Genomic DNA, 14862 nt, shown 5'->3' with positions numbered 1-14862 from the left:
CTCCCGATTACGTCCAGAACGGCTACCTCCCCTCTACTATAAAGATGCACCCAAACCCGTTCAGGTTGCAAAAAAAGGAAAAACGCAAAAAAACCGGTCCCTTCCCGGGACCGGCTTCATTCGTTTGATCCGATAGACAATTTTATTCCTCTTCTTCTTCGGCCTTGTAAACGCAGCGGAAACGCTCCACTCCCGGGAACAGTTCACCGAGGCTGTGCACTTCAAATCCGATGCTGCGATAAAAGTCAACTGTCTCCTCATCCGTCTCCGCTACGACCCTAGCGGGCTTTTCCTGCGCCAGGACTTCCAGGATCATGCCCCTTCCGTATCCGAGCCCGCGGTTTTCCGGGATGACCGAAATATGGCGGATCAACAAGGTATCGTCCATCTTTTCAAAGCCGATCAACCCGACAAGAAGCTCTCCGTCTTCAAAACCGTACAGCTGCCAGGCGTCATTTGCCTCGTACTGCTGGATTGCCTGCTCAATCGACCGGTCATCGGGAAAAACGGCATAAGAGATGAGCTCCATCGTTTCCGGCTTGCGTATGTATTGTTTGATATTTAACAGCATAGGTTCTGCCTCCTGTCATTTCTCATTCACTGCCCTATCATGGCAAAAAGGATTCTGTTTCGTTACTGTACCTTGTCTGCGCGTAAATTTCAACCGGACCGAAAATGCGGGGCGCGCCCGGAAAATGTTAAGCCGACTTTTACATTGCCAATAGCGAATGTGTACATAAAAATAGCCCCGCCAGCCGCTGGCTGTCATGGGGCATAATTCTGCAAGCCTATCCCGGTTTTACCGGATCTTCTGTGCGGCAAACGTGATCAGGGAACAGCGGAAATCGATGCTGCGTCCCTCCTTCACTTCCTCGATGCTTTGCGGTACCACCCGTTCGATCAGGATGTTCCAATCCCGGTAATGCTGCTGAAGCAGCGCCATCGCATCCTGCTGCGCCAAATTGAGCTCAATCAATCCCTTCCGGACCTCCCCGGTTACCCGGTCGACTTCCTCTACGTCCGTGCTCATGGTGATGCAGTGGATCCCGCCGGTCCGTGTCCCGCGTTTCATCCGGTCCAGCACCTGTTCCAGGGCGTCACGGGATGATGTATGCTCTAGTGCCGAGCACGCGATGATGTAATCGTAGGCATTCGCCTCAATGGGGTAATGCTCCACATCGGCGGCCTCAGATCCAACCAGCTCCTGTACACCGAATTCCTCCGCATTTTCCTTAAGCTTGGCTGCGGCATCCTCCAATAGATCCAAACCGACTACCCGGCTCGGGGTGCCGCGCAACCGCTCGGCGACCGGGATCGTGTTGCGTCCGACGCCGCAGCCGAGATCCAGAACCTGCGCATCCTCGCGATGCTGGAGCAGCCGCTCCAGCATTTCCATCACGACCGGCCCCGGCTGAGCCATCCAGGTTCCCTGTTCAAACAGATCGTTATTTTCATAAAAGCGCTGATGGTACTCCGCTTCCGAAGCCCTCGCTGCTTCAAAATGTTCTTTAGTCATCGGCCAGCCTCCTTAGTTAACAAGCATCTACTAAAGATATACCCAGGGAAGGAGCCTCCCGACCAGGCTGGCAGCCGGTTTTCTTCTAGAAAATGATGGCGGCACGCATTAAAGGAAGTACTTTACTGCCATGACGATTAGCCCGAGAATCATCAAAAGCTGCCCGGCGATCCGTTTATCCGAATCGCCGAGAACGACGGCCACCCCGCCTACGATGAGGCCTGCCGGTGGAAACACCACCGTCGCCAGAATCAGCAAAACGATTGACACCGCGCTTGGTTTAAACGGATCTTCTTCCGGTTCTTCATAAATCGGTGCAGCGGGCTTTTTATAAACCGTCGTCCCGCAAAACTTACACTTTCTCGCCCCAGGCTCGAGCTGCTCGCCGCATGCGGGGCAGATGCCCTCATCGCGTCCGAGCGATATGCCTGCCTTTTTGTCGGCATCCGGAGTCCCGGCCACTTCGGCGTCCTGCAGGGAAGTGCCGCAGCGTACACAGGTCCACGCTTGCTCCGGATTGGATTCCCCGCACTTCGGACAAATTTTGACGGCCAATCCCATCCCCTCCACTTATGGGTTTCTGACTTATGGATATGATATCCCCATCATACCATATCGGCCCAGCAGAACGAGACTTCAGCGGATTGACCGCCCAAAAGCCCGATAGAACGGGTGTGGACCTTGGTTACGCTTCGAATCGCTTCAAGACGATTACCGCGTTATGACCGCCAAAACCGAAGGAATTGGACATCCCGACCGTGACTTCTGCTTTGCGCGCGTTGTTCGGAACATAATCCAGGTCGCAATCCGGGTCCGCTTCCCGCAGATTGATCGTCGGCGGAATCACGCCTTCCAGCAGCATTTGCACCAAAGCGATGGCTTGAGCGCCGCCCGAGGCCCCAAACATATGCCCAAGCATCGATTTGTTCGCCGTCACCGGCACACGGTAAGCCGCTTCGCCGAACAAGCGCTTGATGGCCTGCGTCTCGGACTTGTCCCCGACCTCCGTACTCGTGGCATGAGCGCTGACCACATCGACGTCCTCCGGACGGACGCCGGCTTCCTGAAGGGCAAGCCTCATCGCATTGTAGGCTCCGATGCCTTCCGGATGGGAAGCGACAATATGATAGGCGTCCGAAGTGGCCCCATACCCGGTTACCTCCGCATATATGCGGGCGTTCCGGCTGCGGGCGTGGGACAGCGACTCCAGCACCAGGATACCCGCGCCTTCGCCCATGACAAACCCGTCGCGGCCCGCATCGAACGGACGGCTTGCCAGCTTCGGATCGCCGTCCCATGCCGACAAGGCTGTGGCGTTGCCGAAGCTTGCCATCGAGATTTCGGAAATGGCCGCTTCCGCACCGCCGGCGATCACGACGTCCGCACCGCCGGAACGGATCAGCCGGAATGCCTCTCCGATGCTTGTATTGCCGATCGAGCATGCCGTAACCGGCGACATCGTAGGTCCGGTGAAGCCGAACCGGATGCTAATCGTCGCTGCGGCCATGTTCGAGATCATCATCGGGACAAGCAGCGGGCTGACCCGTTCCGGCCCCCGGGAACGGAGAACGTCCCCCTGCTCCATCAACGTTCCGATGCCTCCGATGCCCGAGCCGACATACACACCGGTCCGCTCCTTATCCAGGCGGTCTATGTCCAGCTCCGCATCCTGCAGCGCGTCTTCAGCCGCTGCCAGCGCAAACTGGCAGAAGCGGTCCATCCGCCGGGCTTCCTTGCGGCCGAACCTTGCTTCCGCATCAAAGTCCCGCACGATGCCGGCGACGGAAGCCTTCATGTGGGATGTATCAAACGTATCGATCCGGGATATTCCCGACTCGCCTTTAATCATGGCATTCCAAAAGGCGGGTACCGTGCTGCCCAGCGGCGAAACCAGCCCCATTCCTGTAACGACAACTTTCTCCATCTGATATTCCTCCCAAACTCAAATTATGATATCATCTTTCCATAGCATTTATCCTATTACAAGTTATAGTTTATCCTAGTATAAACAACACCATCATAATGAACACCCGGATTGCAGCGGTCTACGATGGAACTTACAAATGGATCTGCGAATGGGTCTTAACTTTGAAAGAGGTGCAGGAATAGATGAATCAGCAGGCACGGCTTAATGCGCTTTCCGCTTTTCTGAAAAACCAGCGGGCCAAGCTGCAGCCGGAGACGGTCGGACTGCCGCAGGGCACCCGCCGGCGGACGCCCGGGCTCCGGCGGGAAGAAGTGGCACAGCTCGCCGGGGTCAGCAGCACCTGGTATACTTGGCTTGAACAGGGGCGGGACATCAAAGTGTCCGCTTCGGTACTCGACTGCGTCGCGTCCGCGCTTCATCTGACAGCGGACGAGCGGAAATATTTGTTTTCTCTCGCCCTGGAGAGCGGCTCCGCTGCCTCCCCTATGCAGCAGGAGCACCCGCAGATCAGCCCGGCGCTGCAAAAAATCGTGGATGAGCTCCATTACTGTCCGACGATCATTTCCGACCGGCGCTTCCAGATTGTCGGCTGGAACGAAGCGGCCGCTCACGTGTTTCTCGACTTTACCCAGATTCCGCCCGAGGAACGGAACCTGATTAGCCTTCTGTTTACCCGTAAGGAGCTGCGGAGGCTGGCGGTCAACTGGGAGCATTTTATCATGGGATTTCTGTCGATCTTCCGCGCGTATTACGGGCAGTACGTCGATGACGAATGGTATGAGCAGTTTCTGCGGGAAATGGAGAATACCGATCCCGAATTCCTGACGCTGTGGAAACAGAGCCAGGTCAGTTCGGCGCCGGAGGTGCTGATTGAGTTCAGGCATGCCAAAGCCGGAAAGATGCTGTTCGATTTAACGTCGCTGCAGGTACAGGGCGGCAGCGATTTGCGCTGCAGCATCTACACGCCGTGCGCCGGATCTCCGACCGAAACCAAGCTGAAGCGTCTGATGCAGCGCACGGCGGAGGCTTAAGCGGCAAGCTGTAATTTGCCATGCGGTATGACTCGAAATATGCGAAAGACGTATGAAACTTATCCGAAGACGAATGACAAAATAGATGGGGATGAATACAGGATGGCTTTTGGAATTAACCGCACTGAACTGAACCGGTGGAAGGAGGCGGTCGGCCGGGGAGAAATTGCGTATTTGACGCATTACTGGCTGGATCCGCGTTTTCCCGGGATGACGACGGTTACCAAGGTCGGCTGCTCGGATTTGGACCGGCTCGCAGGCTGGTGCGTCAGCCACGGACTTTCACCGAAATATATACACAACCGCTCTCCTTTTCCCCATTTTGACCTGATCGGGCCAAAACAGCGCGAAATTTTGCGTAATGAAAAGCAGTGGGATCAGCTTGAACGGTTTCGTCTGTGACCGCTGCGGACGCCGCAATTGCCCGACTTCCGCAACCGCCGAGACTGCCGCGACCGCCGCAGGAAAAGGACACAAATCAGCGGAAGCCGGCCACAGCGATGTGTCGCCGGCTTAGGCAGCTGCTTTGACGCGGCAACCTGCTAATGATGACCGCTCAAGGAGTAACGGTATGAAAACAGAAAAACAGCCGCTCCCGCTCTTTCGGCGGGCAGCCGGCTGTTTTTCATGCGTCAGCACTACTGCCATACTGTTTTTGTTTTCGACACATTATGGCGTGATGATTTCCTGCACCCGGCCGACCTGTCCGTCCGTCAGCCTGACCTTAATGCCGTGCGGATGCTGGGCGGAATTGGTCAGGATATCCTTTACGATGCCGCGTGTCCTTTTGCCTGTCCGCTGGTCCTGCTTCAATACGATTTCGACCTCGAGTCCGGGCCGGATGTTTGCGCGAAGCTGTCCGTTCATATGGCCCCACTCTCCTTGAATTTCCGCTCTGCCGACAATCCGAGCTTGCGCAGCAGCTGAATCGCCTGCTTCTTCTCTTCGCTGTCCAGATCTTCCACCGCGCGGACCAGAACCTGCTGATGCTGAGGAAAAATACTCTGGAAGAAAGCTCTCCCCTCATCCGTCAGATCTGCAAATATAACCCGTCGGTCGTCCGGCGACGCCTTGCGGACAAGCAGGTTCTTTTTCTGAAGCTTGTCCGCTACGTACGTAATGTTCCCACTGGATATCAGTACCTTCTCCCCGATTTTTTGCAGTGGTTGGGGCCCTTTGTGATACAGCAGATCCAGGACTCCGAATTCCGTTGAATTCAAACCGTGGCTTTGAATATCACGAATGGAGTGGGCAACTACTGAATTATAAGCGCGGGCAAGTACAATAAATAAATCCAGGGACAATTCATCGTTGCTAGTTTTACCAGCCATGTAAAAACCTCCAAACGCGCTATCTTAATGCTAAGATAATCGAAAGACGGCATGATGTCAAACCTTTGTTCCTCTTTTTATGCCGAACCGTTCCCTCCAAATGCTGGAGATCACCCATCCGATCCACACGCCCACTGTATTCAGGATCACGTCATCCACGTCAAAGCTTCCGACCCGCAGCAGCATCTGCATCCATTCCACGACCAGGATGGACGAAACGAGAACCACCGTAAGCCCAAGCCATGACTGCAGCTTCTTGATCAGCAGCGGCAGCAGGAGGCCGAAAGGGACGAACACCGCCATATTGCCGAACAAATTGATGATCCATATTTTCGGGGACATCGTCCAGCCATACTGAATGTACAGGCGGATCGTCCGCAATGGGATGACATTATAATGAAAGGATGAACCCGGGCGCCTTCCGAACCCCAGGAACATCCAATAAAGGAGAAGAAGCGTATAACCCACGATCAACACGGTCAGCAGATTTCGCCATGCAGTGGACAATACCGGTTGTTTCATGAATGTGCCTGACCTACCGGCTCAGCGGACGCTCCATGATTTTAACCGTTCCGTCGCTGCCGGCGATGACCGCCCGGTCCGCCATGCCGATGAACAAACCGTTGTCCACCACGCCAGGAATGTATAACAGCTGCTGATGCAGCTTGGCAGGGTCGGCAATTTCCCCGAAGCGGCAATCGGCGATATAGTTCCCATTGTCGGTGACGTACAGCTGATCGTTATCGGTCCGCAGCTGCGGGCTGCATCCGAGCTTTTCGAGCGACCCCAGCGTCCATTCATGCGCAAACGGGATGATCTCCACCGGAAGGGGAAAAGCGCCCAGCGTATTCACCACTTTGTGCTCGTCGGCAATAATGATCAGCTGCTTGCTGTGGTAGGCGACGATTTTTTCCCGCAGCAGGGCTCCTCCCCCGCCTTTAATCAGGCTCAGTTCCGGATTGACTTCGTCTGCACCGTCAATGGTCAGGTCCAGACCGTCCAATTCGTGAAAAGGCACCAGCGGAATCCCTTCCTCGGCCGCCAGCTTCTCCGAAGCCTTGGAAGTCGCCACGGCCTGTATCGTCATCCCTTCCCTGACGCGTTCACCGATTCTCTTGATCGCCCAGTAAGCGGTAGAGCCTGTCCCCAGACCGACGCGCATACCGTCTTCTACGTATTCAACCGCTTTTTCCGCAGCCATTTTCTTCAGATTCATCTTCCTGATCATCTCCTTGGAATAGTGGATGGGCCGATTCGGTTATGGACCTGCCCTTCAAGACTGGTATAATCATCATGGTACCGCAACAACTGCACATGGAGGGTTAACAATGAGAACCGAAAACCAGGTTAAATCCAAAATGAACGAACTGCTGATGCAAAAAAAGATGCTGCTCTCCCGCATCGAATCGGCTGAACCGGACTCGCCGGTCCACGCCTCGCTGTCTGCCCAGCTGCTCCGCATCGAGGATATGCTGACCATGCTGGAATGGGTCCTAGACGAACCCACTGGCAGCTATCATATGTAACTATTCGCCCGCCCGATCGAATACATAAACGTTGGAATCCGCCGCAGGCTCGTAGCCGATGTTCATGTAAATATGGTTGGACACCGGATTGCTGAGATCCGTGTACAGGCAGGTGAACTCGTAATCACTGCTTAGGAGCCGCCGGGTCAGTTCGGCTACGGATGAGCTTGCATAACCCCTGCCGCGCAGCTCGGGAGGCGTGTAAACCAGTGTTACCACAATACCGCGCTTGGTCGGGCGCGATTTTTGGACCATGGAGACAGGTCCCCCGTCATCCCAGATATAGAGGGAAGACAAAGTGACTCCCCTTCGTGCAATCCGCTCCGCGTCTTCCTGCGGGATCGGCTCCAGCGCTTCACGGCTGAAGTCCAGCACCCACTGTGTAAGGAGCGGCAGATCATCTGGCCCTGCTTCTCTCAAGTGTCCTTCGCTTTCGGAAATAGAGTTCACTTTCGTGCAGCGGTATATCCGCTGGTTCATCCCGACTTGGTAGGACATACCGGTCTTGTCGCGCCACACCTCCGCAAACACTTGAGCGGTTAACGTTAACCCGATAATGCTCGGGATTTGGGATACCTCACCCTGACGGATCATATAGTCCACCGCCTCGCTGCAGCAAGCCCGAAGCTGATCCGGACCGCCGACTTCATCGCTTGCGTACAGAATCAGATGCGACAGCGTCTGAACGAGTATGAGCAGGGGCCGCCCTCCGTTCTGAACCGTCGCCAGAAACAGCCGGCTGCTTCCCTCCCCATGCCGCGGAAGGCCTCCCTCTTCTTTCATGGTGTTCACCAACCGATACAGAATGCCGAGCGGGAGATTGTTCAGCAGTTCATTCTCAAGCAGCACCGGCTCCGTATGCTCCAAAAATGCTTCCGGATCCTGAAATGAAACGACATGCATGCGCCTTCACTCCTTCGCCTCTTGGTCTATCCTTTGGCCTGATTTAACCTGCCGATCAGCTCAGCCACTTGAAGCGGCGAGGTGAACCGATAATCGGGAACCGGATGAAGATTGCTGCTCTGAATCGTTTCAAACCACATAGCACCGCCGATCCGGGTGCCTGCCGCCCGCCCGGCAGCCATATCGGCGTTACTGTCCCCGATAAACAGCGTATCTTCCGGCGTTACGCTGAGCACGGCCATCGCCCGGTCGATGCCTTCCCGATCCGGCTTGGGACGGGTAAGTTCATCCCCGGCAAAGCCTACGGTGAAATAAGACCCCATAGCAAGCTTCGCTGAAGAAATGTCGAGCGACCTGCGGCTTTTACCTGTAATGATGCCCATCGGAATGGACATGTCTTGCAGCCGGTTCAGCATGCCGCGGATTTCTTCAGAAAGCGAGAGCATCCGGTCGTGATATGACTCATAGATCCGGTAATAGTCATCAATGGCTTCAGGAAGTGCCTCGTGGGAACTCAATACCCGGCCGATAATGCCGTCTTCGGTCGGTCCAAACCAGGCCACGATCTCTTCATTGCTGTACTCCTTCGCGGTGTACTTTCGGAACACCTCCTGAAACGCGTAAAAAGACAATGGCAGTGTATCCGCCAGCGTGCCGTCGAAATCAAACAACACCGCGCGAATCGGCTGCTTTGTCATATCATCCACGGACCAGCCCCCCTGACGCGTTTAACTTGTGGTCCAAACGGGCCACAGCCTCCTTCTCCTCTTCACCGATGACCGCTTCCATGACAGGAGACGCCGCCCTGAGCCGGCCCTTCGCGAGCACGTCCGCCAGCTTGGTCTCCATGATGCCGGTTGCTTCGGACAGCTTCAGCTCCCTTTCCCCGGTTACCCTGCTTAAGTACGCATACATCTCTCCTTGCGGATCCTCATACGTAATTCGATAGATCGGGGTAAAACGGCTGTTCTCCGCTTCATCCAAACGATTTGTCACATGCACCGTATAGGTGTAGTGGATCGGCCTGGGGCCGGGCTGCTTCTTCTGTTCCGCGATGATCTTGGAATTTTTCCAAGCGAGGACGCCCGCCCCGATCATGATGATCATACCTATTCCGAATGCAATATACACGAACACTGCCCGTTCACCTCGATTTTTCCTTTGTCTTACAGCTTCTTGAGCATATGAATGTCTTCCGGCTCCAGCTCATACAGCTCCTCATCCACTTCCTCGGTGAGGTCTCCGCCGTTGGTACGGTAGAAGCCGACCGCCGATTCCGTTTCCGTGGAGGATATGTATAAATAGCTTGCTCCGCGCTCCTTGGCCACGCGGCTCAGCTCGTTCATGATCCGGGTAGCCAGCCCTTGTCTCCGGTACGGCCGGCTGACATACATCAGATCCACCTGCAGTTGGTCATGATCGCGGCCTCTGAACCGGTGTCCGAGCACGCCAAAGCCAGCGAGCACTTCACCGTCGAACGCCCCGTATGCCGTGCCTCCCTGCTCCAGCTCACGCCGGAAGCGGTTGACCATTTCATCCGTGAGTTCCTCATCCCAGGTCGGACATTCATGTCCCATCGGAACGGTTTTAAGCTGCCCGCCATTTATTTTGTAAATCCGGTCGATCTGTTCGGACCGGTCGATTTGGCGGATCTTGTCCGCCTCGTTCACATGCATTTGTCTGATAATCATAAGAAATTACCTCCATATTTTAATGAAATCGAAGCTTTCTTTGATTACCCTAAACAGAAAATGCAGTCATTGCATGAATAATTGCAAATCAACCCCCTTCTTACTGATTCCATTATACAAAAAAAACAGCCTGCGGCTACGAGCCGAGGCTAAAATAAGAAGAGAAGTCTACACGTTTACATTACCCTGTACCGTAATGCTTAATCTCGCAGCCCGTCAAAAAGCTAACGATGTGCGGCGCTTTCCGGTCGTTCATACATCGGCGGGCTTTGCTTCCTTGAAAAGCGGATTTGCGGAATGGCGATGCCGATGAAAATAAGCACGATGCCGAGCCACTGCAGACTGCTCACATGCTCGTGAACCAGCAGGACGGATGCGACGACCGCCGCAGGCAATTCGGCAGCTCCCAGGATCGCCCCCGTGCCGGAACCCACCTTCGGCATACCGATCGCGAAAAAGAGCACCGGGATCAAGATGCCTAGAATGCCAAGAATCAGGCCGTATTTCCATAATCCGGCGACCAAAGCCCCATCCCACAAAAAAGCGGGAGAGAAGACGGATAATACGATGACGCCCGAGCCTGTGGTCATGAAGAAACTTTTATTAAAGGCAGGAACCGTCGTTCCGACGCGTCCGCTGACAAACATATATAGCGCAAACGTAAAAGCAGCCAGCAGACCGTATACGACGCCTCTTGTGTCCAGCGGTCCGGTACTTTCGCCGATGACGCCTCCAGCGAGCAGGGTCCCCAGGATCAAGATCACAATCGAAATGATCTTGCTGCGGCTTGGAATGCGACGATCCGCGGCGGCTTCCATTAATACGCCGATCCATGTGAACTGGAACAGCAGCACAACGGCAATCGAAGCGGGCAGCCGCTCAACGGCCTTGCCATAGAAGACCGACGTGCCGCTCATGGTAATTCCGACCGCCAGCAATGCGAGCCACTGCTTCGGTGCAACCTTTTTACGGGAGAAAATAAGCATCAGCACCAGCAGCAAGGACCAACCGAAAATATATTGGCCTCCAAGCATTTGGCTGACCGTAAAACCTTCCTTCATGCCGACCTTCATAATGGAGGAAAGCACGCCGTAACTGCATGCACCGATCAGAATGAGCAGCGAGTATTTGAGCTTGTTCAAATGGATAACCTCCTGATGCCTGTACCCGCGCAACAACCAAAAGCCCCCTGTCGGTTAGGACAGGGGGCGAACGAAACCGATGACCCTGCGGGGCCCTCGTTAAAATTTCGCCACTCGCGAACGAATCGGAGTTTAAAAGCGGATGCTGCACGATCTTGATGTTGAAATGTTGAAATGAACTTTTCAAAAAGAAATTCTAATTCATTATGCTGTGAGCGTCAATGAGTTACGGTAGCAGGATAAAGCAGATGGCCCAATCAAGTTTTGGAAAATATGCCGGGCGCTTGTTCCCAGTTCCCTATGTTTGCTTCCAGATGCGCTGGCTGCGGCTTCCGCGGAAAAACGAGGGACAAGTCCCGCGGCGAAAGCTCGAATTTGCCGTCAACAAGCACGTCGGAGCATGCCAGAAGCTCCCTTTGATGTGAATCGGACCACTCAGTCATACTTGGTCATGGTCGATATAAACAGAGGACCAGGCATAAAGCCAAGTTGAAAGCACAAGGACTCATGCGGATGCCCATGAATGGCACGAATCCGCAGCAAAGGCATCCCCTGTTTTTTTAACATCGTCAGCGCTTTTTGCACCATCCGGGTCTCCAGCCCACGGCCTCTGTAAGCCTTCATGACGGTGAGCTCCTGAATCGAGGGACAGCCTGCCAGTATGCCGATGATGCAGACCCCGATCAATGCGCGGGTCGACGTATCATACAAAAGGCTTGAAGCCAGCCTTGTCTCCTCTGTCATATGCACAGCAACGAGCCTGAGCTTGGACAGCACGTCTGCAAAAGCAGCGTCCTCTTGCTTACTGCCCTCTACATGCCATGCATGCTTGAACAAAAACAAACCAATCTCCCGTTCGAGCACGAGCCTGCGTTCTCCGCCCTCATGATGGATTTCCACGGATTGAAAAGCGGATCCGCCGTTTACGTGGGAGTCATATTCGGCCGTTGGCCGCTGCATCCAGCGATGCCTGTGGGGTGCCGGGAAAAAGCCTGCTCGCATATAGGCATCTTCCTGATCCGCAAAGACTTCATAGGCCCGGATCGTACGCGTTCCCCCTCCCGTTCCCGCCTCCCGGATCGCAACGACGACAGCAAGGATTAATCCGTTATCCACCTGATGGGGAGGAATCGTGAACAAATCTCGGATCGCACTGCCCGAAAGAGCAGCACCGCCGATCACCTTTTCGTTTCTTTTCAACCAATAAGGCATGATCCCTGCAGGCAGAAATGAATCGGTGTGAAGCGGCAGCTTGATCCCTGCAGCCATCTGTTTACCATAAATGCGCAGGTACCACTCCCATTCTGCCGGCTCGGCTTCGCTTATGCTTACCGATTCAGGCGTCCCCCCGTGTGGGCTTGCTTCAAGCCGGTCCTCTCTGTTCATGCCAGACCTCCTTGGGTTCAGACAGATAGATTTTCTATTAGTTTACGGTCCGGCCACCCGATTTCATGCCAAATAAGCCCCGAAGAAATTCCCCGGAGGCTTAAGCGTTACCCAATGCCCTATTATTTTAAACCTTCCCTATCCATGATGCTGCTCATTATACTTTCTGATATTATAAAAAAGACCGCCCGAAGTACGCTGTACCTCGTTACGGTCCTCTTGTGATGAGAGCTGTTCTAATTTTGCCCGTTAGCTATGTAATGTTTAATCTGATTCATATGATGGCGGTCATGCCAGTATAAATCGGCCAGATACTCGTCAACGGACAGCTTGCCGCTGCCGGTATTGTACTCGGTGGCATAGTCATCTTCCGGTATCCGCTTCAGCTCTCCGATGATCTGTTCCCGGCAGCGCACCGTCTGATCGATCAACTCCTGACGCCCTTGGCTGCGCGCAAATGCGGCCGCTTCCCGATTGAATTCATCAAGTTCCACCTTTGGCATATCCATCGGTTCTTTGGCCGCCATCGGCCGGATCGCATGCTCCAGAAAATGCTTGTCCCACAGCATGATGTGCCCGATGATTTCCTGCGGCGACCACTTGCCCTCGGCAATCGCTCCCGTCCACTGATCTTCCGGAATATCCGCCAATGCCTTCACCTCATCGATCAATTCGCACATCGGTGCGAGTTTCTCCGGCATGTCGTTCATCCTCATCTCTCCCAACCCAAATTCATCTGTCACGGCACTGGCCATGCCACTCTATGATACCTGCCATTGGCCGTTGAGACAAGAACAAACATTCCCCTTTTTTCATTATTTAAGCACCCTGTACCAGTACGAGTAAACTTCGCGATAGCCGAGCTTGTCGTATAACCGGCATGCCGCCTCATTGGCCTGAATGACCTGAAGAAACGACGAATGAGCTCCCCGCTCCCTGCCCCATGCCAGCATGCGTTGAATCAGCTGTAATCCAAAACCCCGCTGCCGGAAACCTGGGTGTGTTACGATATCGTACAGGCCCAGCCATCCCTGCTGAATCACGCCGAGTCCGGCGGCTACCGTTTCGCTCCCCTGTTGTATCTGGAAAAATCCCTGCTGGAGCGGAGTCGAGGCCAGCGTGTACGCCAGGACCGATTGCCTGTGGTCCGGTATTTCGTTCATAAGGGACATTTGCTCAAGCCAGCCGGCATCCAGCTGGTCCCGAAACACCATATGAAGCCCCGGGTCAGCCGCCGGCGGCGTTTCCACCGCCAGATCGAGAGTTCGCACGCTGGATAGATCCACCTGCACGTACCCCCGCCCGGCAAGACGTTCGTCCAGGTCGGACGGCATGACATAGGGGGTCATCTTGAAGATGACCGGCTGACCGGCATCCCGGTAAAACCGTTCGGCGGCAGCGATACAACCGTCTACGTCGCAGCCCGGGTCCAGGTAGATTGGACTGACCGAATTCGCCCGCTTCGTGTATCCGTCCGCATAGCGGACCAGCCAACCGTTCATCAGAGCGGAATACTTGGCTGGCCACGTGTTGATCGTGATTTCCTCTAAAAACTTATACATGTATATCGCTCCTCAATCCTCATGATGTATAAATATACATGTATAACTATAATTATTCAATCTTTGAACAGCGCTGCATAATTCTCCGTCACCTCGCGGTAAGCCTCCGGCGTCCCGATGTCATAGCTCGTTCCCTGTGCCCGGTAGGCGGCCATCTCCTTGCGTTGGCACAGCCACTCGGGGAAATATCCCGGGGCATCCGGCTGATTCCCTGCATCCAGGTATTCGCCGATAAGAGGAAGCGTGTCTTTGCGGTAAATATACACAGCGAGCACGCCGAGATTCGTCCGGGGATGCGCCGGCTTTTCCTCGAAAGACAGGACCGTGCCCCCCTCATCGAGCTGGACGACGCCGACCCGCCGCAAGTCCTCCGTACGTTCCATCGGCTGGACGAGGATGCAGTCGCGCTGCCGTTTGCGATAAAAGTCGACATAATCCTGCAGGTCGAACGTAAAGACGTTGTCTCCGGCTATGACCAGAACGTCTTCTTCCATCCCCATCTCCTTTACGGCAATCCCCATGTCTCCAACCGCGCCGAGCCGGTTCGCTTCATGCGTGGAACCGTCGTCGAGCACGCGCACCGGTACGCGGAATTCGCGCGGGGCAGCCCATGCCCGAAACGCAGGGGCAAACCTGTGGTTGCTGACCAATACAATTTCCGAAATGCCGCTGACCCGCTCCACCTTGCGGACGATATGGTCGAGAATGGTGCCGGGCCCCAGGGGGAGCAGGGCTTTGGGCACATCCCGCGTCAGCGGGTACAGCCTCGTGGCGTAGCCAGCCGCCAATATGAGTGCTTTCATCGTGACCTCCTTGATTCGGTGTGCCTGCTCCCCCTAGTATAGCT

The 14862-nt window shown here is 54.8% G+C and carries 20 protein-coding genes; 3 read left to right on the top strand and 17 right to left on the bottom strand.

All coding sequences use genetic code 11. The annotated features are described in order from the left end of the window. Nucleotides 1-142 precede the first annotated feature (142 nt). The 4 genes from FHS19_RS02160 to fabF form a co-directional block, all read right to left on the bottom strand. Nucleotides 143-571, bottom strand: a complete 429-nt coding sequence (locus FHS19_RS02160; RefSeq protein ID WP_183578001.1) for a GNAT family N-acetyltransferase — start codon at nt 569-571, stop codon at nt 143-145. Between the two features lie 228 nt (nt 572-799). Continuing rightward, on the bottom strand, nt 800-1516 hold the full coding sequence (locus FHS19_RS02155) for a class I SAM-dependent methyltransferase (protein WP_183577997.1): 717 nt from the start codon (nt 1514-1516) through the stop codon (nt 800-802). Nucleotides 1517-1624: 108 nt separating this feature from the next. Then, the gene (locus tag FHS19_RS02150; RefSeq protein ID WP_183577994.1) at nt 1625-2071 is read right to left on the bottom strand and encodes a zinc ribbon domain-containing protein; all 447 of its coding nucleotides are present in this window, start codon (nt 2069-2071) and stop codon (nt 1625-1627) included. 130 nt (nt 2072-2201) lie between these two features. After that, complete coding sequence (fabF, locus tag FHS19_RS02145) at nt 2202-3440, bottom strand: beta-ketoacyl-ACP synthase II (protein ID WP_183577991.1); 1239 nt, start codon at nt 3438-3440, stop codon at nt 2202-2204. A gap of 185 nt (nt 3441-3625) precedes the next feature. On the opposite strand from fabF, the gene FHS19_RS02140 reads away from it, so the two are divergent. Together FHS19_RS02140 and FHS19_RS02135 are read left to right on the top strand one after the other, a co-directional pair. Beyond that, nucleotides 3626-4474 (top strand): helix-turn-helix transcriptional regulator, encoded by an 849-nt coding sequence (locus FHS19_RS02140; RefSeq protein ID WP_183577988.1) that lies wholly within the window; start codon nt 3626-3628, stop codon nt 4472-4474. Nucleotides 4475-4576: 102 nt separating this feature from the next. After that, nucleotides 4577-4876 carry a hypothetical protein gene (locus tag FHS19_RS02135; protein ID WP_183577985.1) on the top strand — a complete coding sequence of 100 codons (300 nt, stop codon included), beginning with the start codon at nt 4577-4579 and terminating at the stop codon, nt 4874-4876. A 267-nt stretch (nt 4877-5143) separates the two neighbouring features. On the opposite strand, the gene FHS19_RS02130 is transcribed toward FHS19_RS02135, so the two are convergent. Genes FHS19_RS02130 through rpiA form a run of 4 tightly spaced genes read right to left on the bottom strand, consistent with a single transcriptional unit; the run spans nt 5144 to nt 7021 of the window. Next, nucleotides 5144-5341: a YwbE family protein gene (locus tag FHS19_RS02130; RefSeq protein WP_183577983.1), complete on the bottom strand. Its 198-nt coding sequence runs from the start codon at nt 5339-5341 to the stop codon at nt 5144-5146. Beyond that, entirely contained in the window at nt 5338-5805 is a 468-nt protein-coding gene (locus tag FHS19_RS02125) for a MarR family winged helix-turn-helix transcriptional regulator (RefSeq protein ID WP_183577980.1), read from the bottom strand. The genes FHS19_RS02130 and FHS19_RS02125 overlap by 4 nt, the downstream gene beginning before the upstream one ends. Before the next feature lie 57 nt (nt 5806-5862). Then, complete coding sequence (locus tag FHS19_RS02120; RefSeq protein WP_183577977.1) at nt 5863-6327, bottom strand: VanZ family protein; 465 nt, start codon at nt 6325-6327, stop codon at nt 5863-5865. A 13-nt stretch (nt 6328-6340) separates the two neighbouring features. After that, nucleotides 6341-7021 carry a ribose-5-phosphate isomerase RpiA gene (gene rpiA / locus FHS19_RS02115; RefSeq protein ID WP_183577974.1) on the bottom strand — a complete coding sequence of 227 codons (681 nt, stop codon included), beginning with the start codon at nt 7019-7021 and terminating at the stop codon, nt 6341-6343. A 112-nt stretch (nt 7022-7133) separates the two neighbouring features. Between rpiA and FHS19_RS02110 the strand changes: the two genes are divergently transcribed. Continuing rightward, entirely contained in the window at nt 7134-7331 is a 198-nt protein-coding gene (locus FHS19_RS02110; protein WP_183577971.1) for a hypothetical protein, read from the top strand. On the opposite strand, the gene FHS19_RS02105 is transcribed toward FHS19_RS02110, so the two are convergent. From FHS19_RS02105 to FHS19_RS02065, 9 genes are all read right to left on the bottom strand, one after another. Continuing rightward, complete coding sequence (locus FHS19_RS02105) at nt 7332-8234, bottom strand: GNAT family N-acetyltransferase (protein ID WP_183577968.1); 903 nt, start codon at nt 8232-8234, stop codon at nt 7332-7334. Nucleotides 8235-8260: 26 nt separating this feature from the next. Further along, the gene (locus FHS19_RS02100; RefSeq protein WP_246426476.1) at nt 8261-8932 is read right to left on the bottom strand and encodes an HAD family hydrolase; all 672 of its coding nucleotides are present in this window, start codon (nt 8930-8932) and stop codon (nt 8261-8263) included. A 1-nt stretch (nt 8933) separates the two neighbouring features. Continuing rightward, nucleotides 8934-9371, bottom strand: coding sequence for a hypothetical protein (locus tag FHS19_RS02095; protein ID WP_183577962.1), 438 nt, complete (start codon nt 9369-9371; stop codon nt 8934-8936). A gap of 29 nt (nt 9372-9400) precedes the next feature. Beyond that, complete coding sequence (locus tag FHS19_RS02090; protein ID WP_183577959.1) at nt 9401-9925, bottom strand: GNAT family N-acetyltransferase; 525 nt, start codon at nt 9923-9925, stop codon at nt 9401-9403. Nucleotides 9926-10149: 224 nt separating this feature from the next. Next, nucleotides 10150-11067: an EamA family transporter gene (locus FHS19_RS02085; protein WP_183577956.1), complete on the bottom strand. Its 918-nt coding sequence runs from the start codon at nt 11065-11067 to the stop codon at nt 10150-10152. 435 nt (nt 11068-11502) lie between these two features. After that, the gene (locus FHS19_RS02080) at nt 11503-12453 is read right to left on the bottom strand and encodes a hypothetical protein (protein WP_183577953.1); all 951 of its coding nucleotides are present in this window, start codon (nt 12451-12453) and stop codon (nt 11503-11505) included. Between the two features lie 236 nt (nt 12454-12689). After that, complete coding sequence (locus FHS19_RS02075) at nt 12690-13163, bottom strand: DinB family protein (protein ID WP_183577950.1); 474 nt, start codon at nt 13161-13163, stop codon at nt 12690-12692. Nucleotides 13164-13268: 105 nt separating this feature from the next. Further along, on the bottom strand, nt 13269-14015 hold the full coding sequence (locus tag FHS19_RS02070; RefSeq protein ID WP_183577947.1) for a GNAT family N-acetyltransferase: 747 nt from the start codon (nt 14013-14015) through the stop codon (nt 13269-13271). Between the two features lie 56 nt (nt 14016-14071). Then, nucleotides 14072-14818: a nucleotidyltransferase family protein gene (locus FHS19_RS02065; protein ID WP_183577944.1), complete on the bottom strand. Its 747-nt coding sequence runs from the start codon at nt 14816-14818 to the stop codon at nt 14072-14074. Nucleotides 14819-14862 lie beyond the last annotated feature (44 nt).

Origin of the sequence: Paenibacillus rhizosphaerae (assembly GCF_014192015.1) — a bacterium.
Lineage (GTDB): Bacteria > Bacillota > Bacilli > Paenibacillales > Paenibacillaceae > Paenibacillus_AQ > Paenibacillus_AQ rhizosphaerae.
This window is presented reverse-complemented; position numbering and strand designations above follow the sequence as displayed.